General features: G+C 39.1%; 21 protein-coding genes. 11 read left to right on the forward strand and 10 right to left on the reverse strand.

Annotated features, from left to right (window positions below; all coding sequences use genetic code 11):
- Nucleotides 1-93 precede the first annotated feature (93 nt).
- The 3 genes from F902_RS11875 to F902_RS11885 all read right to left on the reverse strand — a co-directional run bounded on the left by F902_RS11875 (nt 94) and on the right by F902_RS11885 (nt 2,632).
- Complete coding sequence (locus F902_RS11875) at nt 94-1,101, reverse strand: FecR family protein (protein ID WP_005203722.1); 1,008 nt, start codon at nt 1,099-1,101, stop codon at nt 94-96.
- Nucleotides 1,102-1,623, reverse strand: a complete 522-nt coding sequence (locus tag F902_RS11880) for a sigma-70 family RNA polymerase sigma factor (RefSeq protein WP_171061044.1) — start codon at nt 1,621-1,623, stop codon at nt 1,102-1,104.
- Between the two features lie 151 nt (nt 1,624-1,774).
- Nucleotides 1,775-2,632: a LysR family transcriptional regulator gene (locus F902_RS11885; RefSeq protein ID WP_005203726.1), complete on the reverse strand. Its 858-nt coding sequence runs from the start codon at nt 2,630-2,632 to the stop codon at nt 1,775-1,777.
- Between the two features lie 127 nt (nt 2,633-2,759).
- On the opposite strand from F902_RS11885, the gene F902_RS11890 reads away from it, so the two are divergent.
- Nucleotides 2,760-3,461 carry an FMN-dependent NADH-azoreductase gene (locus F902_RS11890; protein WP_005203728.1) on the forward strand — a complete coding sequence of 234 codons (702 nt, stop codon included), beginning with the start codon at nt 2,760-2,762 and terminating at the stop codon, nt 3,459-3,461.
- Nucleotides 3,462-3,557: 96 nt separating this feature from the next.
- On the opposite strand, the gene F902_RS11895 is transcribed toward F902_RS11890, so the two are convergent.
- Nucleotides 3,558-4,253 (reverse strand): type 1 glutamine amidotransferase domain-containing protein, encoded by a 696-nt coding sequence (locus F902_RS11895; protein WP_005203730.1) that lies wholly within the window; start codon nt 4,251-4,253, stop codon nt 3,558-3,560.
- Between the two features lie 90 nt (nt 4,254-4,343).
- On the opposite strand from F902_RS11895, the gene F902_RS11900 reads away from it, so the two are divergent.
- The 3 genes from F902_RS11900 to F902_RS11910 all read left to right on the forward strand — a co-directional run bounded on the left by F902_RS11900 (nt 4,344) and on the right by F902_RS11910 (nt 6,902).
- A complete protein-coding gene (locus F902_RS11900) occupies nt 4,344-4,757 on the forward strand; it encodes a MerR family transcriptional regulator (RefSeq protein ID WP_005203732.1) in 414 nt (137 codons plus the stop codon).
- 127 nt (nt 4,758-4,884) lie between these two features.
- Nucleotides 4,885-5,691 (forward strand): type 1 glutamine amidotransferase domain-containing protein, encoded by an 807-nt coding sequence (locus F902_RS11905; protein WP_005203733.1) that lies wholly within the window; start codon nt 4,885-4,887, stop codon nt 5,689-5,691.
- Nucleotides 5,692-5,867: 176 nt separating this feature from the next.
- Complete coding sequence (locus tag F902_RS11910) at nt 5,868-6,902, forward strand: hypothetical protein (protein ID WP_005203737.1); 1,035 nt, start codon at nt 5,868-5,870, stop codon at nt 6,900-6,902.
- A gap of 173 nt (nt 6,903-7,075) precedes the next feature.
- Here the strand turns inward: F902_RS11910 and F902_RS11915 are convergent, their stop codons facing one another.
- Together F902_RS11915 and F902_RS11920 are read right to left on the reverse strand one after the other, a co-directional pair.
- Complete coding sequence (locus F902_RS11915; RefSeq protein WP_005203738.1) at nt 7,076-8,314, reverse strand: NADH:flavin oxidoreductase/NADH oxidase family protein; 1,239 nt, start codon at nt 8,312-8,314, stop codon at nt 7,076-7,078.
- Between the two features lie 212 nt (nt 8,315-8,526).
- A complete protein-coding gene (locus F902_RS11920) occupies nt 8,527-9,357 on the reverse strand; it encodes an alpha/beta fold hydrolase (RefSeq protein ID WP_005203741.1) in 831 nt (276 codons plus the stop codon).
- A 426-nt stretch (nt 9,358-9,783) separates the two neighbouring features.
- On the opposite strand from F902_RS11920, the gene F902_RS11925 reads away from it, so the two are divergent.
- Entirely contained in the window at nt 9,784-10,680 is an 897-nt protein-coding gene (locus F902_RS11925; protein ID WP_005203744.1) for an acetoacetate decarboxylase family protein, read from the forward strand.
- A gap of 36 nt (nt 10,681-10,716) precedes the next feature.
- The gene (locus tag F902_RS11930) at nt 10,717-11,961 is read left to right on the forward strand and encodes a saccharopine dehydrogenase family protein (RefSeq protein WP_005203745.1); all 1,245 of its coding nucleotides are present in this window, start codon (nt 10,717-10,719) and stop codon (nt 11,959-11,961) included.
- Between the two features lie 118 nt (nt 11,962-12,079).
- On the opposite strand, the gene F902_RS11935 is transcribed toward F902_RS11930, so the two are convergent.
- Nucleotides 12,080-13,054 (reverse strand): NAD(P)H-dependent flavin oxidoreductase, encoded by a 975-nt coding sequence (locus F902_RS11935; protein WP_005203747.1) that lies wholly within the window; start codon nt 13,052-13,054, stop codon nt 12,080-12,082.
- 430 nt (nt 13,055-13,484) lie between these two features.
- On the opposite strand from F902_RS11935, the gene F902_RS11940 reads away from it, so the two are divergent.
- From F902_RS11940 to F902_RS11960, 5 genes are all read left to right on the forward strand, one after another.
- Nucleotides 13,485-13,784 carry a DUF3817 domain-containing protein gene (locus tag F902_RS11940; protein ID WP_004806966.1) on the forward strand — a complete coding sequence of 100 codons (300 nt, stop codon included), beginning with the start codon at nt 13,485-13,487 and terminating at the stop codon, nt 13,782-13,784.
- A gap of 156 nt (nt 13,785-13,940) precedes the next feature.
- Complete coding sequence (locus F902_RS11945; RefSeq protein WP_005203749.1) at nt 13,941-14,507, forward strand: nuclear transport factor 2 family protein; 567 nt, start codon at nt 13,941-13,943, stop codon at nt 14,505-14,507.
- A 34-nt stretch (nt 14,508-14,541) separates the two neighbouring features.
- Nucleotides 14,542-14,910, forward strand: a complete 369-nt coding sequence (locus F902_RS11950; protein ID WP_005203751.1) for a hypothetical protein — start codon at nt 14,542-14,544, stop codon at nt 14,908-14,910.
- 60 nt (nt 14,911-14,970) lie between these two features.
- Nucleotides 14,971-15,465, forward strand: coding sequence for a chalcone isomerase family protein (locus F902_RS11955; RefSeq protein WP_005203754.1), 495 nt, complete (start codon nt 14,971-14,973; stop codon nt 15,463-15,465).
- A gap of 15 nt (nt 15,466-15,480) precedes the next feature.
- Complete coding sequence (locus F902_RS11960; protein ID WP_004806955.1) at nt 15,481-16,176, forward strand: response regulator transcription factor; 696 nt, start codon at nt 15,481-15,483, stop codon at nt 16,174-16,176.
- On the opposite strand, the gene F902_RS11965 is transcribed toward F902_RS11960, so the two are convergent.
- From F902_RS11965 to F902_RS11975, 3 genes are read right to left on the reverse strand one after another with little or no spacing between them, the layout of a single operon-like run.
- Nucleotides 16,173-17,501 (reverse strand): sensor histidine kinase, encoded by a 1,329-nt coding sequence (locus tag F902_RS11965; protein WP_005203756.1) that lies wholly within the window; start codon nt 17,499-17,501, stop codon nt 16,173-16,175. The genes F902_RS11960 and F902_RS11965 overlap by 4 nt on opposite strands.
- Nucleotides 17,502-17,534: 33 nt before the next feature.
- The gene (locus F902_RS11970; protein WP_005203758.1) at nt 17,535-18,584 is read right to left on the reverse strand and encodes an SAM-dependent methyltransferase; all 1,050 of its coding nucleotides are present in this window, start codon (nt 18,582-18,584) and stop codon (nt 17,535-17,537) included.
- Between the two features lie 8 nt (nt 18,585-18,592).
- Nucleotides 18,593-19,372: a DUF1295 domain-containing protein gene (locus tag F902_RS11975; RefSeq protein WP_005203759.1), complete on the reverse strand. Its 780-nt coding sequence runs from the start codon at nt 19,370-19,372 to the stop codon at nt 18,593-18,595.
- Nucleotides 19,373-19,398: the final 26 nt, after the last annotated feature.

A 19,398-nucleotide genomic window follows, 5' to 3' on the forward strand; every position in this document is an offset into this window, starting at 1 on the left:
TACTATGACGAACAGCTTTTAAAAAAGTGGAACCTAAATTTAAAAAAAATAAAAACTTTTTAAAATACGTTCATTTGACAATGAATATACCAACTATTTTTTTAATGAAATAACAATGAGATAAGGTGTAATTTGATATACCTTTAAGTTGGGAAATACTGTTGCCAATAATTTAAGTGCATCTTGTGTTTGGTCTAATGGCAACACCGCATTTACTTGGATATCTTGCAATGCTTCGGCATTAAACAAGATTTTGCCTTTATAGTTTTGATCTAATTCTTTTAACACCTGATCGAGCGGTAAATCCTCTACCATCAATTGATGTTTATTCCATTTTTGTTGTTCATTATAAATATTCAGTGCGGGCAGTGACTGTACGCCATTTTGATTCATACTGACGGCTTGTCCCGCACTTACAATCACTTGCTGGTTGGCATATTCATTCGCTGCGGCTTGTACACGAACTCGCGAATGCAACATTTTTAACTCTGTTGCCGAAGGCCTAAAAGTCACACTAAATGCCGTTCCAAGCGCTTGAATCTGCCCATGTTTGGTTTTGACTAAAAATGGGCGATTTGGATCTTTGGCAACATCAACATAAACCTGCCCTTGCACCAATTCGACCACTCTTTGCTTTGCTTGGAAATCAATATTGACTGCACTCTTGCCCCGTAGAATTAAGCGCGAACCATCTTGTAAGGTTTGTGTTGTCCACTGCGCCGAATCGCTTTGAATATCAGCACCGATATAGGCAATAGAGGTATCAGACACATAAAGGAAACTGCCACTGAAGATAAAGAATACAATGACAAATGCGCTCCCCGCACGAACATGCTTATACGCTTTTGCAGACCCTAAACCTGCTTTAAGTGCTGATTGAACCACTTTTTTATGCTGCGCTGTTTGAGATACTTTTTGGATTGAACGAATACACTGCTCGATGTCAGCTGCAATTTTTTGATGTTGTTGGCTATGTTGCTTCCATTGATTAAACTTTAATTGTGCATTTTTTCGTGTCGGCTCATCATCTGAACTTAACTGCACAATCCATAATGCAGCCTCCTCAACCAGTTGATGATGATCTTGTTTATTGATTGCCATTTAAGTATTGAAATCCATTTCTAAACGCGCCTGATAGCAACGAATCAAACAATTTGCTAAATATTTTTGAATCATTTTGGTTGAAACACCCAACTGTTCTGCTGTTTCTTTATGGGTATAACCTTCTAGATAATGCAAGATAAAAGCCTGCTGTGCTTTTGCAGAGACATCTTCCAATGCCTTACACATTTGGTCGAGTGCCTGAATAATCTGCATTTGATCTTCTGGCGAAGCAACCGCATCCAGCATGTATTCCATCTGGCTTAAGCCATCTAAATAAGCCTGTTCAATGCGTTTGCGACGGACTTGGTCAATGAGTAAGTTTTTTGCTATTGAAGTAAGATAAGCGCGAGGTTCTTTAATGCCCAGCAGCTCATCGCGTGTTTGCAGTAATTTGATAAAGGTGTCTTGTACTAAGTCAGCAGCTTGATCAGTATTGCCTATTTTCTGTCTCAACCATTGATGAAGCCAGCCTCTATGGTTTCTGTATAACTGATCTACAAGCATAGGGGTTTTGTTCACGATCATCTGACTCAAAACAAAGTGTGTTTAAATGATAATAATTATCATTTATAAAATCAAGAAAGAATCACACAAACTTTCGTTGACTGTTATTTTTATAAGCATAGCGTGCATAATACATCGCTCCAAGAATGCAGTAGCAAGCAATAATTTATTGATTTAACAATGCTTCTACCCACAAAATCAGTTCATTCATGTTTCTATTTCGGCGTTTTAACTGCTCTTTATTTGGAATGTAATAGCACAGCTCAGATTGTACGGGCTGTGTTGGCAACGTTTGCAGCAATTTCGCATGGATTAAACGATGAACTAATGTGCTTGAACAAAATACCAATCCATCACTGGCAAGTGCCTCTTGGATACCAAAAATTTCTTGATCAAAGTTTTTGAGCTGAATATTCAAACGCGCTAAACCATTTTGTTCAAGCCATGTTGGTAATGGAGATTTTGGTAAATTCTTATTTTTCCATTCTGTACTCAATAGTGTAATTGCTTGTTCAGTCCAGACACTCATATCTAGTCTTGCTGCCGCAAACCCATTAAATGACTCATATCTAATAATATCTGATGCAGCAACGGATGAAGCAGCACCATAGCGGATTGGTAGCGCATATAGATGATTTTCCAAACTTTCACCTGTAGAGATCTCAAGCTCGATCTCTGGATGGAGTTGTGAAAAAGTCTGCATGGCTGGAATCAAAACCATTGCTGCCAAGGATGACGTTGTGGTGATCTTAATCACCCGGCTGGCGGTACTCACCTCCTCCAAAGCATCTTCGATGGTACGAAATCCATTTGATATCGCACTCGCTAATTTCTCGCCTGTCTCGGTTAAGCTGATTTTTCGAACCTGCCGATAAAACAAGTCTACATTTAAACGGCTTTCCAAATTGCTGACGTGATGAGAAATTGCAGTTGGTGTCAAGGACAACTCCTCCGCAGCCAATTTAAAACTGCCTAGGCGAGCAGCAGATTCAAATGCTTTCAATGCTTGTAAGGAAACCTGCATTTTCAACACTCCATAAATAAGTTTTATAGATGAATTTAATTCATTCATAACTGTAATTTACTGATTTGTCCAGCCTGCAACGACCTCTTAAGATGAGTTTATCTTTTCATTCCTCAAGTGAGCGATCATGACAACCCTATTACATATTGATGCCAGTGTTCGAGCAGCTTTCAACCCGAATCCAAGTCATAATTCCATTTCCAAAAATATCGCGAAACGCTTTATTGAGACTTTAAAACAGCAACAAGTCATAGATGAGTATATTTATCGTGATGTAGGCATGAATCCACCCGCTTTTATTAATCAAGACTGGATTGGTGCTGTGTTTAGCCCTGAAGAAAAAAGAACAACCGCGCAAAAGGAAATCTTAGCCTTATCTGATCAATTGATTGCCGAAGTTGCAGCAGCCGATCTCATTGTGATTGCATCACCGATGTATAACTATGGTATGCCTGCACAATTAAAAGCGTGGTTTGATCAAATTATCCGTATCAATAAAACCTTTGACTTTGACCTTGCACGTGGCGACTTTCCACTCCAACCTTTACTGTCAGGTAAACGCTTAGTGATTATCACGTCAAGTGGAGAATTTGGTTTTGACACAGATGGTATTCGCGCCAATCAAAGCCATCTTGTGCCGCATCTGCGCACTCTCAGCAAATATTTAGGGATTGAGCATATTGATGAAATTGCATCTGAATACCAAGAATTTGCAGATACTCGCCATCAAAAATCTTTAGACAATGCATTCAATCAAGCAGAAACACTCGCAACAGAATTAGCACTTTTTCAGCAACGGAACAGCGCGTTGCATGTGGAATATGAATAATTTCGGCATCTAAAATAAGTAGAAGATTAATGGATAGCGTGATTCTTATCGATCACTTTATCCATGTTCTCTTTAACTTTTTTACTGATGAAAAATTCATGATTTAGCTTCTAAAGCATCAATTATGGCAAATGCTGTAACACGTGCAGAAAATGGATTCTGTCCTGTAATCAGATTCGCATCACGCACCACATTGGGTAGAAATGGAATGAATTTTCTTTGATAAAGTGCGCCACGTTGTTTTGCCAGTTCTTCAGCGTTATAAGGTACTTTCTTTGCCACCCCAGCCAATACTTCTTCACACCATGCAAAACCTGTCAGCTTTTTCCCTTGAATTAAATATTGTCCATTTGATAACTGAACATTGAGCAATCCACAATAACCATGGCAGACACTGGCAACAATGCCACCATGTTCATAAATATTTTTGCTGATGTTCTGCAATTCAGCATTGTCTAGGAAGTCCCACATCACCCCATGCCCACCGGTGTAATAGATTGCATCATAATCTTGCCAGTTAATCTCAGAGGGCTTTTTGGTGGTTTCCAATAACTGCATAAAAGCAGGATCATTTTTACGTTTAAGCACAGAAGCATCGGCAACAAAACGTTCTAATGATTTAGGTTCGATCGGCGAATGCCCACCATTTGGGCTGACAATGTCTTGAAGATAATGTTGCTTTTCAAACTCATCATCGGCATGCGTCAGTTCCCCTAACCATAATCCAGTTGGACGATCGATACCCTCATATTTAGAGATGTTGGTTACCACATGGAGAATACGTTTTGACATCTTTCACCTCTACTTTTTGATTTATTTTTAATCTTGCTTTTGCATCACTATAAGCTTAAAGTTTGCTTTAATGTCAAGAGAAAATCAGTAATGAATATCAGTGAATTATCTAAACAAAGTGGTTTAAGCACCCCAACCATTCGTTATTATGAGCAAATCAAGCTGTTACCGAAGGCTAAACGCAAATCAAATGGCTATCGGGAATATAGTGAAAATGATCTCAAACAGCTATTCCTGATCCAACAAGCACAGCAAGTTGGCTTTTCTCTGACAGAAATTAAAGCGTTTTTACCATCGAATGTCTCTTCATGGAATCATGACATTCTCATTGGCTTGCTCGAAAGCAAGATCAAAGATATTGAAGAACTAGAGCAAAAACTGGCAGTGAGTAAGCAAAATCTGCAAATGATGATTGTGGCGATCAATAGCAAACCAGATGAAATTACCTGCGAAGAAAATGCACAGCGTTTGCTCAATTTGTACTATACCAACGACAAAGCTTAATACGTCATTAATCAATTTTTAAACCATCATCACAACAACTACTCATCAAGAAATGCGCAAAAGTACTTGACCTTAAACCTCACTTTAAACATAGCATCAACCTCAGGTATCAAATGAGGAACCTGTCATGTTTAAAGTTTGGAACTTTGCAAAGTGGTTGATTGGCATTTTTATGCTTATATTCATAACTAATATGACCTATGCAACCGAAGCTGCTCAACAACACGTACAAGCTAAGCCAAAAGGCAAAATTTTGGTGGTGATGACCAACCACTCAGCTTATCCAACTCGATCAGATACGACAGGATTATGGCTAACTGAACTCACCCATTTTTATGACATTGCACAAGCAGCTGGCTATGACATGGATTTTGTCAGTCCACAAGGTGGTGCTGTACCGCTAGATGAACGTAGTCTTAAGCCAATTTATGTTGATCAATCAGCAAAAAAGCACTTGGCTGATCCCCAATTCATGCAACGCTTAAGCAATACACTAGCACCCAATGCCATTGATACTTCCCACTATAAAGCGATTTATTACACGGGTGGACATGGCACCATGTGGGATTTTCCCAACAACCAAGGCCTAAAACAGATCAGCGAAAAGATTTATCAGCAAGGCGGTGTTATATCAGCAGTATGTCATGGTGTAGGTGGATTATTGCCGCTTCAAACCTCAACGGGTCACCCCCTCATTGCAGGCCGTACGGTTACAGGCTTTGCCAATATTGAAGAGACCTTATCAGGGATCAAGTCTCAAGTTCCGTTCTCGTTGCAAGATGGATTAGTACAACAAGGAGCAACATATAAACGAGCTTTCTTTCCATTTACTTCTTATGTAATCGCTGATGATCGGATTATCACGGGGCAAAATCCACAATCCAGTAAAGAAATTGCAGAGGCAGTCGTTAAGCGCTTAAATAGTTTGAATTAGACTTTTTTCTATAAAAACCAGATTTGATTATCTGGTTTTTTTAACATCTACATGAATTTAGCTTTGTCTTATTACACTTGAAAATGATTCGTTCCCTATATTTATTCAAAAATGCTTGACCTTTAAGTTAACTTTAATCTTAGCATTTAAGTTAGACCTAAAGGAGGAACACAATCATGATCAACAAGCTTCATTTACATCGCATATCTGCAATATCATTAAGTTTGATACTTGCTACGCCAGCTTATGCAACTGAAACCCATTCACCTCAAATTAGTGGTAGTACCAATATTGCACAAACCACAATCGTTGAATTTGGACCTTATAAAGTCGCTGTACCTAAAGGTGGCTATTATGATCGCTTCCGCATGAATCCAAACTTAGATGAAGTTGCAAAAGATCCTGCAGCAGGCAATATTGATTACTTCCGTACAATTCCTAAAAAGCTGGTTGATACCCGAGTAGGTAAAGTCTGGTCACCTAATTTTTATTATCGGACCAGTAATGTTCAAGTATTGATGTTAGCGCCTATTGCAAAATTAAAAGCTAAGCTCCCCGCTCCACTTCAACCTTTACAGCCACTCTCTGGTTATGGCTTGGTTTCACTGACTTTCTTCTCTTATGCCGTGGGTGATGTAGATCCCTATGATGAAGTTTCTGTCGCCATTGTGGTGCGCCAACCTGGTGCACATCGCTTCAATAGTACTGAATTACTTAGCTCTATGCGAAAGCATCAATATTATGGCTATGTACTGGCATTACCTGTAAATACTGAGATTGCACGTGTTCGTGGGGTTTATGGTTATCAATTACCCAAATGGTTAACACCAATTGATATGAAGATTGGTAGCCATGAGCTGCAAGCCCACATTTTTAATACCGATGGCAAACCTGATTTAAGTCTGACAGCGCCTCTACCTAAAATAAAAACGGTAAAGCCGCAATCACGAATTGAAACCAAAACTATGTATCAGTTGGTTGATGGTAAATGGCACAGCACTTCTGTGGAATCGAATACCCTTGCATTTGGACAGAAGCTATTTCCTAAAAATGTGCAACTTGTTCGCAGCGGCGGCCCGCTGAGCAAATTACTTGATGACTTAGGTGCAAACAAGATATTACGTTTAGATGTAGTAAAAGATGCTCAATTAGCACTTAATATGCCCGTTCATTTTCCAGCATTAGATCAAGCTAAAGAAAATACAAAATAGATATATGAGAAAAAAATCCGCTTTCTGAATAAAGCGGATTTTTTATGATCAGAAACCACTTTTTCCTTTCCAATGTTTTTAATTGCTTGCCCATAAAAAAGCCAATTACAGATTGTTCTGCAATTGGCTGTTGTTCAATCTATTAGCTAAGTATTGGCAACTTGTTGCTCAGCTTAAGATGCAAATGAATATGTACGCATCCGATTTTTATATTGGCGCGTACGACATGTCATTGCTGATTGTTGCAAAATCAACGCCCAAAGTGGAGAAACTTTTGGATTGGTTGATTTACCAAGACTGAGTTTACGTAACTGGAATTTCACTGTGGCCATATTGGCGAGTGAAGCTAAGGTTTTATTTTCCCATGTAATTGCTTTCAACTCTGGTGCCGTATTTTGCCCCTGCTTCCACTCATTTGGGAGATTTGGATCGATTGCCAAAGCTGTGGCAATCCCGACCATATCGACACCACTTTCAATGACCTGTTCAGCCACTTGTTTACGACGAATTCCACCCGTCACCATTACAGGCATCTTGGCAACTTTACCAATCTCTTGAGCAAACTCTAGAAAATAAGCTTCTCGAGCCAAGGTACGACCATCACGTGCCTGACCTTGCATTGCCGGTGCTTCATAACTACCACCAGATAACTCAACCAGATCAACAGCCAGTTCGTTGAGCATCATAACCACTTGCTGTGCATCTTCAGCACTAAAACCACCGCGTTGGAAGTCAGCCGAGTTCAGCTTCACCGCCACTGTAAATCTGTCTGAAACCACAGCACGCACCGCTTTAACAATCTCAATCAAAATACGTGCACGATTTTCCAAAGAACCACCCCATTGATCTTGACGCTTATTACTGAGTGGCGAAAGAAACTGACTGAGTAAATAACCATGTGCCGCATGGATTTCAACACCAGTAAAGCCTGCTTTTTCTCCTAAACGTGCAGTGTTGGCAAAACGTTGAATGACTTCATTAATCATGTCTTGGTTCATTTCAATCGGGGTATTAAAACGATCTGACATTTTGCCTAAATCTAAGGCAACCGCAGAAGGCGCCCAAGTCTCTTGACCTAAATTGGATTGCATTTGACGGCCAGGATGATTGATTTGCAACCACACTTGTGCACCCTTCGAACGACCGATTTGCGCCCAGCGTTTGAATGTATCCAAATATTTTTCATCTTCCAGAACGACACCACCGGGTCCTGTCATAGCACGACGATCCACCATGACATTACCTGTGATAATCAAACCTACACCTCCATCCGCCCAAGCTTGGTATAAACGCATCAGCTCTTCAGATGGTGCATGGTTTAAATCCGCCATATTTTCCTCCATTGCAGCTTTTGCAATGCGATTGGGGATATGTGAACCATTTGGGAAAACTAATTGTTCAAATACTTTCATTTTGATTACCTCATTGAGTATGGGTTTACTCTAAGGTTAAAGTAAACTTTAATGTCAATAGGTTTGATCAAACTTTATTAATCTTTTCTAATCATCAAAATAAAATCATAAACTTAACAAGTGATACCAATATCAAAAAAATGCTTAAAATAAAAAATAGAGGCAAATATGCCTCTATTCTTGAATGGGATTTTGAATCAAATCAATGCCGCCTACGCACGAATGAATGCCAATAGATCTGGATTAATGACATCGGCATTCACGGTTAACATGCCATGAGAAAAACCTTTGTAGGTTTTTAAAGTTCCGTTTTGTACCAATTTGGCAGACAATGCCCCAGAATTTTCATAAGGTACAACTTGATCATCATCACCATGCATTACCAATACAGGGACTGAAATCTTTTTCAGGTCCTCAGTAAAATCAGTCTGGGAAAAGGCCACAATGCCATCATAATGTGCTTTTGCGCCACCCATCATGCCCTGACGCCACCAATTCCAGATCACAGGTTCAGATGGATTTGCATCTGGACGGTTAAAACCGTAGAAAGGCCCCGCTGGTAAATCATAGTAAAATTGCGAGCGGTTTTTAAATAACTGATTTTGCAAGTCATCAAAGACTTCTTTAGGTAGACCGTCAGGATTATTGGCTGTTTTGACCATAATAGGTGGTACCGCACTCACCAAAACGGCCTTGGCAACATTCGCTTCACCATGACGTGCAATATAATGAGCCACCTCACCACCACCTGTTGAGTGGCCAATATGAATCGCATTCTTAATCCCAAGATGCTGCACTACAGCTGCAACATCATCTGCATAATGGTCCATATCGTGCCCATCCCAGACTTGACTGGAACGACCATGCCCGCGACGGTCATGTGCGACAACACGGAAACCTTCATTTAAAAAGAATAATAGTTGGGCATCCCAATCATCTGAGCTGAGTGGCCAACCATGATGAAAAAATAAGACCTGTGCATCGCGAGGTCCCCAATCTTTATAAAAAATATCTACACCATCTTTTGTCGTAACGAATGCCATCTTTGTTTCTCCTGTGTAAGATTTACACTGTCGATTCATGATCTATGTTCTAATTAATTTACTTATAACTACATTTTTTAAGTACCATCCGTGTGGATAGTGTTTCTATACTAAGATTAAAGTTCGCTTTAAGGTCAATGCTTTTAGTCCTATTCTGATAATAAAAATGTAATTTAATGATTAAAAATAAACGAATGATCAATAGACTTACTCATTGAGATCAATGATTTTTTTCACAAAGTTAAATGTTTTCAGCACTTATTTTCTTTACATTGTTTCAACGAACCAGCTTTGTACTTATCAAATATCAAATTTTGCTGCTTGACATTAAAGTTCACTTTAATCTTATAGTGAACTCAGATATAAGAAATGTTCTTGTCATTGGCAGGCATTTTGAATGACTTGGTCAATCAAAGGTTTACGAATATGCAAAGCAATAAACAGTTTACTGAAGTTGAGTTTGGGCAACAAAAAGTCAATGTTCCCAAAGGTGGATATTATGACCGGTTTAGAATGAATCCCGATTTAGATCAAGTTGCACAAGATCCTGCCGCTGGCAATATTGATTTCTTTCGCAAAACGCCTAAACAATGGGTTGAATCGAGAGTTGGTCCAGTTTGGGCACCCAATTTTTATTATCGTAGTGGCAATGTGCAAGTGTTGATGTTAGCACCATTTAAACAACTCCAGAAAAAATTACCCGCTCCTTTAGAACCTTTACAGGCCTTTCCTGGCTATGGGCTGGTCGCCCTTACCTTCTTTACATACTCTGTTTGTGATAACGATCCATATAATGAAGTCTCTGTTGCAATTGTGGTGCGTAAGCCCAATGCACGCACTCCGCATGCTTTGGAACTCATCAATTCAATTCGTCAACGCCATTTTTACGCACATGTTTTAGCGCTACCTGTAGATACAGAAATTGCGCGGGTCCGTGGTGTTTATGGTTACCAACTTCCTAAATGGCTCACTGAAATTAAGGTCGATATCAGCTCCAAAGACGTGAATGCGAGCCTAACAGATACATCTGGCAAAATCGATTTAAGCCTGTTTGCCCCAACACCCAATTTGCATTCAGTAAAATCTGAATCACATATGAGTCAAGCGACGATGTTACATCTGGTTGATGGCAAATGGCAGCAAACCTTGGTTCAATCTAATGTCTTATCTTTTGGACAAAAACTTCTGCCTAGAAAAGTCAAATTAGTCCGTCATGGTGGTCCTTTGAGTCAATTATTAGATGAACTTGGTGCGTCGAAGATTCTTCGTTTAGACGTGGTTCAAGACACACAAGTCATTCTCCATTTGCCCAAAGCACTTTAATATTCAACTCATCAAATCGTTAAGGAAAAACAAGTAATGACAAAATTAAATTATGATCTTGTGGTCTTTGGTGCGACTAGCTTCGTCGGCCAGATTCTAACTCAGTATTTGGCCGAATATTTTGCCACTCAAAAAGAACAGATCCGTTGGGCAATTGCTGGACGTTCACAGCAGAAATTACAACAGGTCAAAGATGCGCTTGGCCCTATTGGCCAAGCTGTCCCGATCTTGGTTGCCGATGCCAATAATCAAACCGAACTCGATGCGCTCTGTGCACAAACACGTGTGGTCGTCTCAACGGTTGGCCCATATGCTTTGTATGGTGAACCGTTAATTCAAGCCTGTGTGAATAACGGAACAGATTATTGTGATCTGACTGGAGAAACCCAGTGGATTAAACACATGATCACCAAGTATGAAGCGCAAGCACAACTCTCAGGTGCGCGTATTGTGCATTGCTGTGGATTTGATTCAGTTCCATCGGATATGGGCGTTTATTACCTGCAGCAACAAGCACAACAGCAGTTTAATGCGCCTGCCACTCAAGTTTCCATGCGGGTTAAAACCTTAAAAGGTGGTGCATCGGGTGGTACAGTCGCTAGTTTGATCAATGTGATTCAAGAGGCTGCGGCTGATCCTGCATTGCGTAAAGATCTACTTAATCCATACATTCTCTGCCCCGCAGATCATGGCAATACCCAAAGACAGATTTATATCAAAAGTGCCAAATTCGATCCTGATTTTAATGCATGGATTGCGCCTTTTGTCATGGCTGCTGTAAATGAACGTGTGGTACAGCGTTCTAATGCTTTATCCGGTAATGCCTATGGCAACAACTTTCGCTACAACGAAGCGATTTTGACTGGTGAAGGGCTAAAAGGACGTTTAAAAGCCTTAGCTGTCGTCTCTGGTCTCGGTGCATTTATGCTCGCTGCGGTCAGTAAACCGATTAGCCAAGTCATGGAACGTTATCTATTACCAAAGCCGGGAGAAGGCCCTACGCCGGAGCAACAATTGGCAGGACGATTTGACTTACGTTTTGTGGGTAAAACCGATGCAGGACAAAGCCTAAAAATCAAAGTAACTGGTGACCGTGATCCTGGTTATGGCTCTACAGGCAAAATGTTGGGACAAGCAGCGTTGAGTCTTGCCATTGACCATACCAAAGATGGCGAAAAATCTACGCCTCAAGGTGGCTTTTGGACACCTGCGACCATGTTTGATGATCGATTTATTCAACGTTTAACAAAACATGCTGGGCTTACTTTTGAGCAGGTTTAAAATCTTCTGTTTTTAACTCGACTTTCTGAGGGAACCGTTTCAATAAGTGAATACTCATTGTTAAAAACAGCATCATAAAACTTATCAGGCCTTAGAAATTAAGGCCTGATTTTAAAACTTAAAGCATGAGACGTTTTCTTGCAGCGAGATACTCTTTTTCAAGTCGGCTCACTAATTCTTCGACTGAGGTGGTGGCTTTGATTGCATTTAAACCTTGACCACATCCCCAGATGTCACGCCATGGTTTGACCTTATGCTGTGTACCATCTTCATTCGGTGTACTGAAATCCATATCTTTCAGATTGCCTTCAGGTAAATTGGTTGGATCAAGCCCCGCCGCACGAATACTTGGTGCCAGATAGTTGCCATGTACACCAGTGAATAGGTTGGAATAGACAATTTCATCTGAATTATGATCGACAATCGCTTGCTTATAAGCGTCTTCTGCATTGGCTTCATCTGTGGCAATAAATGCTGAACCAATATAAGCAAAGTCTGCTCCCATCGCCTGTGCCGCAAGAACCGCATCACCAGTAGAAATCGCACCAGACAAAGCCAAAGGTCCATCAAACCATTCACGAATTTCCTGAATTAATGGAAATGGACTCTTGACGCCCGCATGCCCACCAGCACCTGCAGCCACTGCAATCAAACCATCAGCCCCTTTTTCAATCGCTTTCTTAGCAAAGGTATTGTTGATGACATCATGCAAAACGACACCACCATAACTATGTGTCGCATCATTGATTTCTGTTCTTGCACCCAGTGATGTAATCACAATCGGTACTTTGTATTTGACAATCAATTCCATGTCATGTTCCAAACGATTATTACTTTTATGCACGATTTGGTTGATTGCAAAAGGTGCCGCAGGTCGGTCTGGATGTAAGGCATTATGTTCAGCAATTCCTTCAGTAATCTCTTTCAGCCATTCTTCTAGCTTTTCGGCAGGTCGTGCATTCAATGCCGGCATCGAACCAATCACACCTGCTTTACATTGCGCCAACACCAGCTTGGGCGTGCTAATAATAAATAACGGTGAACCAATTACAGGGAGTCTCAGGTTTTTCATTAATTCTGGAATTTTTGACATTACTTTTATCCTTTAGATACTCATTATTTCAAATAGATAAAGCCTTTTTTGGAAATAAGAAGCATTTCACTTTTTAAAATTCACTTCATCATATCCAGATAAAAGTTTTTATGCAACAAGTTGCATAAACTTTACATTCACGTCTGTTTAGTAAGTAAAATGACAAAGCAGTTGAATGAAAAACCTATTATTGAATTAAATATCAGCATATTACCTGTCTATCTAACTTAATTTTAATCAGCAAAGATTCTTGCCTCTCATGGTCATACCTTAAATCAGTAGAAAATTCTTTTACTTCTCTGCCATACGATTCCCCTTTTTATCAGCATGATTAAATAAGAATCGTTACCAACAATATTAATGCGCTCGCTCTCAAAGATGGTATGCTTCGTTAATTTTTATTCTTTTATCAATCTCCTGGAGCTATTTTATGAGCGCAATGACAAAGAAGTTGCAACAGATGCGATTCGCTTCTGTGCTTGAAGCCGTCACTTTATTGTTGCTATTCCTCGTGGCGATTCCACTCAAGTACGCATTTGATTTACCGATTGCGACAAAGATTATGGGCCCGATTCATGGTCTGGCATTTTTATTCTACCTTTGGAACCTGGTTCGTACCGCTTCACTTTGGTCTGGCGTAGAATTGCTTCGATTATTTGTGCTTGCCTTTATTCCATTTGGTGGTTTCTTTAACGAAAAATACATCGCACAACGTCAAGCCAAACTATAAGGCTCTTAAATTGATACTGAAGAAAGGAAATCTAATGATTTCCTTTTTTATTGTTTTAAAAATAAAAAAACTATTCATACCAAATCAATGCGTGATTTCACATCTGGTTCACATTCCAAATTTTATTATAATTTTAAAAGGAGTGAGATCATCAATATGAATGTTATAAAAACACTGGCTATCTCAACACTGAGCTTACTCTCCTTAGTTGCTTGTAAAAGCATATCGAGTTATACCGCTGATTATGAGAAAGCAAATCAACAAATCCGTGGAATCCCCTTAAGTGATGCACAAGCTCAAATGATTGGTCAGGATTTTGTTTCCGCATTTAATAGTATGGGCACAGTAAATTTTGTAAAAAATGCAAGCCAACTCTATGCTGATAATTTATACATAAATGACACACTCTCTCAATTCTCAACTAAAAAAGAGCTGATGAAGCATTTTGAGGGAATGAATAAACATGTCAGTAAGGTATCGGTAAAATTAATTAGTGCAACCCATAAAAATGACTCTGCTTATATTCATTGGCAAATGACCTATGATTTTAAAATGTTTGGTCGAATAAAAACAATGTCTTCCTATGGCATTAGCCAAATCAAAGTGAATGCTGAACATCTCATCATATTTCAACAAGACTATTGGGACCCAGCGAATGGTTTATATCGCTCTGTTCCATATATCGGAACAGGCTATTCTTTGCTTCTCCCCTTTAAGAAATAGTCTAAGATTTACGCAAATAAGTGCAGAATAAACTATGAACAATATTTCGTTATTAGAACAATTAAATAAGATTGAAGGTTTAATTATCTTGGCCTTAGTCGATGCTTTTGATGGTTCTATTTTAGAAACTATAGGTGAAGAGTTTTTTAATTTTGATTTCGCGGTGACTGAAGGTGTGAATCTATTTAACTACCAGAAAAAATTAATGGATGAAATTAGTCCTCATGATTTTCTAGAAAGTGTGCTCATGAGTACGGATCATCAATACCACATTATTACACCACTAGAAACCAACCATAGTGTTTTCCTCTATGCAATTTTAGACCGTGATCAAACCAATTTGGGCTATGCAAGCTATGAAATTCAAAGGATTGAACGTGGTCTGAACTTCTACACTTATTAAATATGACTCAATATATAGAAATAAAACAGACTGACTAAACAGTAGCATCTAGGTGAAAAAATGAATAATTATTTTATGCAATTGGGATTTAGTTTTTTATTTCTTATATTAAATTCTAATCCGGCTCATGCAAATATACAGAAATGCAAAACAGCACCTTTAGTCGTTACTACAAAAACAGTTGGCACTGTCAGCTACTATGCTGACAATTGCCATCAGAATTGGGAAAGTCAAAATATTCAATTAGATTTTTCTTACGACCAAAATATTCCAGAATGGGCATTCAAAAAAGCAGCCAACTATTATCTTAAAAAAAATATTAGCAATTTTGCTAACGACTCTGTATTAAACCAAATTACTGAACTGTACAAACCTGTAAAAAAAGGTGATTTATATTCTTTAGCCTATAATCAAATGAACCAACAATTAAAGCTCTATCTGAATCAGAAATTGTTAGGTTCGATCACAGACCCACAAGCGAATCAATATTTCAAAATATGGTTTGGAAGCTCACCTTTTAATGCTAAATTAAAGCAACAATTACTAAATCAATAACTTGATCTAATTATTATGAACAATCAATTTATTCTTATGGTGGAAGATCATTATGAACTTGCTGCCACGGTTTGTGAATTTCTAGAACAACATGGCTTTGTTGTAGATCATGCACGTAACCTCGATGCCGCCCGTAACTTTTTAAAAACACACCCTTATCATTTACTTTTGCTCGATATCAATTTACCTGACGGTTCAGGATATGACTTATGTGAATGGCTCAGAACCGACCAAGGCAAAGATATTCCGATCTTGATGTTAACAGCCAGAGATACTCTCGATGACAAATTAAAAGGCTTTAGTGCTGGAACAGATGACTATCTTGTCAAACCTTTTGATTTTAATGAACTGGTCATGCGTGTGCGTGCACTGATTAAGCGATCTCTTGGTGAAGTATCAAGCAGTAAAATTCAAATTCACGATCTGATTCTAGACAGTGCGACTCAAACCATAACACGCGCAGGTCAATCAATTGAACTCCCTCGTATTCAATTCAAATTGTTAAAAATTTTGATGCGAAACTCTCCCAAAGTGATTACCAAACAAGAAATTATTATCGAGCTGTGGGGCGATGAAGAGCCTGAGAGCGACGCATTACGTAGCCATATCTACAATTTGAGAAAGATGATTGATAAACCTTTTCAGGAAAAATTGATTCATACCATTTCTGGTGTAGGTCTAAAAGTTGCTTTGGATATGACAGCACATTAATTTATATATACGACGACGATTAAGCCTGTTGTATTTTCCAATTGCAGATGAGGATGTGTATTTAAATAATATTGTCGGTCGAACAACTCAACTCGCCAGCCCAACTGGGTACATAATTTCTTAACCAACTGTAAACCAATGCCGTGACCTTTGGCGGTAAGTTGAAGTTGTGAACTATTTAACTCCTGAACCTTACAATCATTTGGCATTGCAATACCAATCCCATTATCAGCAATTAGGATACTATTTTTGCGTTGAATGATATGAATATTAGAACCTTGAGAATAATTCAGTGCATTTCGTAAAATATTGCTCAACACCATTTTAGTCATTGAAGGATAAATCCATCGTGCTGATTCCTCAGCATCATCTTGTACAAAAATCTGTACGCCCTTGCCTTGACTGACAGGTTCCAGATCTCTGACTAAATCGCTGATGATATTGGACAACTTCACATGCTCTGCAATCAATGTATTGGTTGTATTACGTGCAATTGCTAGCAAAGTTTCAACCAGTAATTGCATATCATCAATGGTATTCGAAATACGATGTAGTGATTTATCTTCACCGTATTTGACCTGACACAGCTGCACATTGCCTTTTAAAATCGTCAATGGTGTCCGTAACTCATGACTGACATCGCCTGTAAATTCGCGCTCTCGGTTAATAAACTCACTCAATACTTGATGGTATTTTTCTAATGCTTGTTTTAAATATTCAGCTTCCATATTGCCATTGGTACTGATTCCTTGGAATGGAGATACCTCCTTATACTGATGTGCCCAATCAATATGTTCTAAGGCATTCGCTAAACGGGTAATTGGCGAAAAATAACGTTTGGCTCGCCGATTTGACCACCATAAGATGCTATATAGCACAATAAGACTGAACATTAACGGTGCTAAACCAAACATCCAAACGATTTTATTGACATTGCTTTCACCAAAAACCAGTAGCACATGCTGCCCATTTTTTTCACCATAAACGGTCATACGATCTTTGCCGTCGACAAAGATTCGGTGAACACCTGGTTTTAGCGATTGATTTTGAAATGCTAAAGGTGGTTTTTCACTTTTCCAACGGTAGCCATATAAGTTTTTAGTATCGGGTAAATCAGCATTTGGATTACGATCAACACGCATCCAGTAATGCTCCATTTCTTGTTCAAGTGCAGTTTTAAGCAATGAGCCTTTGATCACCCAGGCACTGCATGCAATCCCAATAATAATCGAAAGCGCGATCAGTCCAATTTGCAACCAATAATAACGATTAAACATCCGACTCAGTGGACGGTTATTGGCATCGCTTTTATTGGTTTTAAACATAATCTTGCCTATTTACACAACTGCTTGTTTTAATTATACGACTTTCTTTTTGAACAGGAAGTGACCAACGATCCATTCTTGCCCCTGCTCAAATCCAAACAATTCAGCACAAGCCATAAAAAAGATACGCCAACGTTGCCACCATGCCGCCGCATCTTGTGCATATACCTCTTCAAAAAGTGGTTTTAATTGTTCAGCATTACGATCCATGTTTTCCAGCCATGCATTTGCTGTTTTTTCATAATGAGTTCCAGACCATTGCCAATGTTGCGACAATTCCAGATGCTGTTGAAAGTGTAAAAATGTCGAACTTGCAGGCATCAATCCACCTGTAAAAAAGTATCGCGACATCCAGTCATATTCACTTTTTATTTCAAAAGGATAATGCAAGAAACGATGACAGAAAATATGACACCATAACAGTCCATCCGCTTTGAGCCACGCTTGGATTTTCTCAAAAAGTTTTTGGTAGTTCCTAACGTGTTCAAACATTTCGACTGAAACAACACGATCAAATGCGTTTTGCTCCAATTCCAGTACATTGACATCACAGGTAATAACATCAATATTCATCAAGCCATATTTCTCAGCTTTGGACAAAATATGCTGACGTTGCGTCGCTGAATTGGAAACAGCCGTAATTTTTGCATTTGGATAACGCTCTGCCATCCACAGCGTAAACGAACCCCAGCCACACCCTAATTCCAAGATATGTTGCCCATCGTTTAACTGGGCACGATCGCTATAAATCTGCAATGCGAACTCTTCAGCTTCATCTAATCCAGTTCGATCATGTGGAAAGAAACAGGCACTATATTTAAGTCGTTTTCCTAAAACCGCCTCAAAAAAAGCCGTGGGCAATTCATAGTGTTGCTCATTGGCTTTATCGGTTTCAATTGCGATCTGGCTATGCTTCAACATATTCAGCACATCCATATAACGTTGAGCACCTTGTTCGGGGTCATAGCGACCTTCTTGAATCAAACGCTTCTTACTGAGAGCACGAATTGCTGCACGAATCGCCTGATCAGGTACTAAACCACTTTCCACAAGTTTTAATGATTGATTAATAATAAAGTCCATGTGCGTACCTACTCTTTTGGTTTCCACGGAATAAACATTGAAGTTCGTTTTTTATAATCGAGATAATTCTGACCTCGATTTTTTAATGCTTGTTGTTCACTAAATGGAATACCGGTGATGTAATACAAAAATAGCCACATCAAGACTGGATATATCCATAGACTGTATAACCCTGCTGCAAGTCCTATTATTGGATATGCAAACCAGTGTATCCATTCAAAAAAATAATTGGGATGCCGCGAATAACGCCACAGACCTTGATCCATGGTTTTGCCATCATTTTGTTTTTGTTGCTTGAAATGAAACAATTGCTGATCTGCGACCACTTCACCTAGAAATGCAATCAGCATAACAATTCCCGCAATGATCAAAAAAACATGGGTTTGTGGACTCCAGACAGAACTCGGCACATGAAGCAAAGTCCACATCGGTATGCTAAATAAGATTGCCAAACCCGCCTGAAACATAAAAAAGGAATAAAAACCAATATGTTGATATTTCCCCATCGCACGACGCATATTGGCATATCGGCGATCTTCTACTGATTCCGCTTGATACCGACGCCATAAATGCCAACTTAAACGTATAAACCAGATTGAACTGAATACCCCAATAAACAGCCTGACATTTACCAGTGCATCATCTACTAACCATGCAGTTATCAGAATATTCAGCGCGATGCAAAAACTCCAAGCAACATCCACTATGCCAGCACGATGATTGTGGCTTGCCCATAACCAACATATGCTCATGAGCACAGCATCAAGTAAAAACAATTGCCATAACATCACTGTCTCCTTGATACCTTAAATCA

The organism is Acinetobacter higginsii (assembly GCF_000369525.1).
In the GTDB taxonomy this organism is placed as follows: Bacteria; Pseudomonadota; Gammaproteobacteria; order Pseudomonadales; family Moraxellaceae; genus Acinetobacter; species Acinetobacter higginsii.

Bases quoted from the DNA above. Each gene is read 5' to 3' on its own strand.
- F902_RS11875 (WP_005203722.1), bottom strand. From the start codon at position 1,101: ATGGCAATCAATAAACAAGATCATCATCAACTGGTTGAGGAGGCTGCA.
- F902_RS11885 (WP_005203726.1), bottom strand. From the start codon at position 2,632: ATGCAGGTTTCCTTACAAGCATTGAAAGCATTTGAATCTGCTGCTCGC.
- F902_RS11890 (WP_005203728.1), top strand. From the start codon at position 2,760: ATGACAACCCTATTACATATTGATGCCAGTGTTCGAGCAGCTTTCAAC.
- F902_RS11895 (WP_005203730.1), bottom strand. From the start codon at position 4,253: ATGTCAAAACGTATTCTCCATGTGGTAACCAACATCTCTAAATATGAG.
- F902_RS11900 (WP_005203732.1), top strand. From the start codon at position 4,344: ATGAATATCAGTGAATTATCTAAACAAAGTGGTTTAAGCACCCCAACC.
- F902_RS11905 (WP_005203733.1), top strand. From the start codon at position 4,885: ATGTTTAAAGTTTGGAACTTTGCAAAGTGGTTGATTGGCATTTTTATG.
- F902_RS11910 (WP_005203737.1), top strand. From the start codon at position 5,868: ATGATCAACAAGCTTCATTTACATCGCATATCTGCAATATCATTAAGT.
- F902_RS11915 (WP_005203738.1), bottom strand. From the start codon at position 8,314: ATGAAAGTATTTGAACAATTAGTTTTCCCAAATGGTTCACATATCCCC.
- F902_RS11920 (WP_005203741.1), bottom strand. From the start codon at position 9,357: ATGGCATTCGTTACGACAAAAGATGGTGTAGATATTTTTTATAAAGAT.
- F902_RS11925 (WP_005203744.1), top strand. From the start codon at position 9,784: ATGCAAAGCAATAAACAGTTTACTGAAGTTGAGTTTGGGCAACAAAAA.
- F902_RS11930 (WP_005203745.1), top strand. From the start codon at position 10,717: ATGACAAAATTAAATTATGATCTTGTGGTCTTTGGTGCGACTAGCTTC.
- F902_RS11935 (WP_005203747.1), bottom strand. From the start codon at position 13,054: ATGTCAAAAATTCCAGAATTAATGAAAAACCTGAGACTCCCTGTAATT.
- F902_RS11940 (WP_004806966.1), top strand. From the start codon at position 13,485: ATGAGCGCAATGACAAAGAAGTTGCAACAGATGCGATTCGCTTCTGTG.
- F902_RS11945 (WP_005203749.1), top strand. From the start codon at position 13,941: ATGAATGTTATAAAAACACTGGCTATCTCAACACTGAGCTTACTCTCC.
- F902_RS11950 (WP_005203751.1), top strand. From the start codon at position 14,542: ATGAACAATATTTCGTTATTAGAACAATTAAATAAGATTGAAGGTTTA.
- F902_RS11955 (WP_005203754.1), top strand. From the start codon at position 14,971: ATGAATAATTATTTTATGCAATTGGGATTTAGTTTTTTATTTCTTATA.
- F902_RS11960 (WP_004806955.1), top strand. From the start codon at position 15,481: ATGAACAATCAATTTATTCTTATGGTGGAAGATCATTATGAACTTGCT.
- F902_RS11965 (WP_005203756.1), bottom strand. From the start codon at position 17,501: ATGTTTAAAACCAATAAAAGCGATGCCAATAACCGTCCACTGAGTCGG.
- F902_RS11970 (WP_005203758.1), bottom strand. From the start codon at position 18,584: ATGGACTTTATTATTAATCAATCATTAAAACTTGTGGAAAGTGGTTTA.
- F902_RS11975 (WP_005203759.1), bottom strand. From the start codon at position 19,372: ATGTTATGGCAATTGTTTTTACTTGATGCTGTGCTCATGAGCATATGT.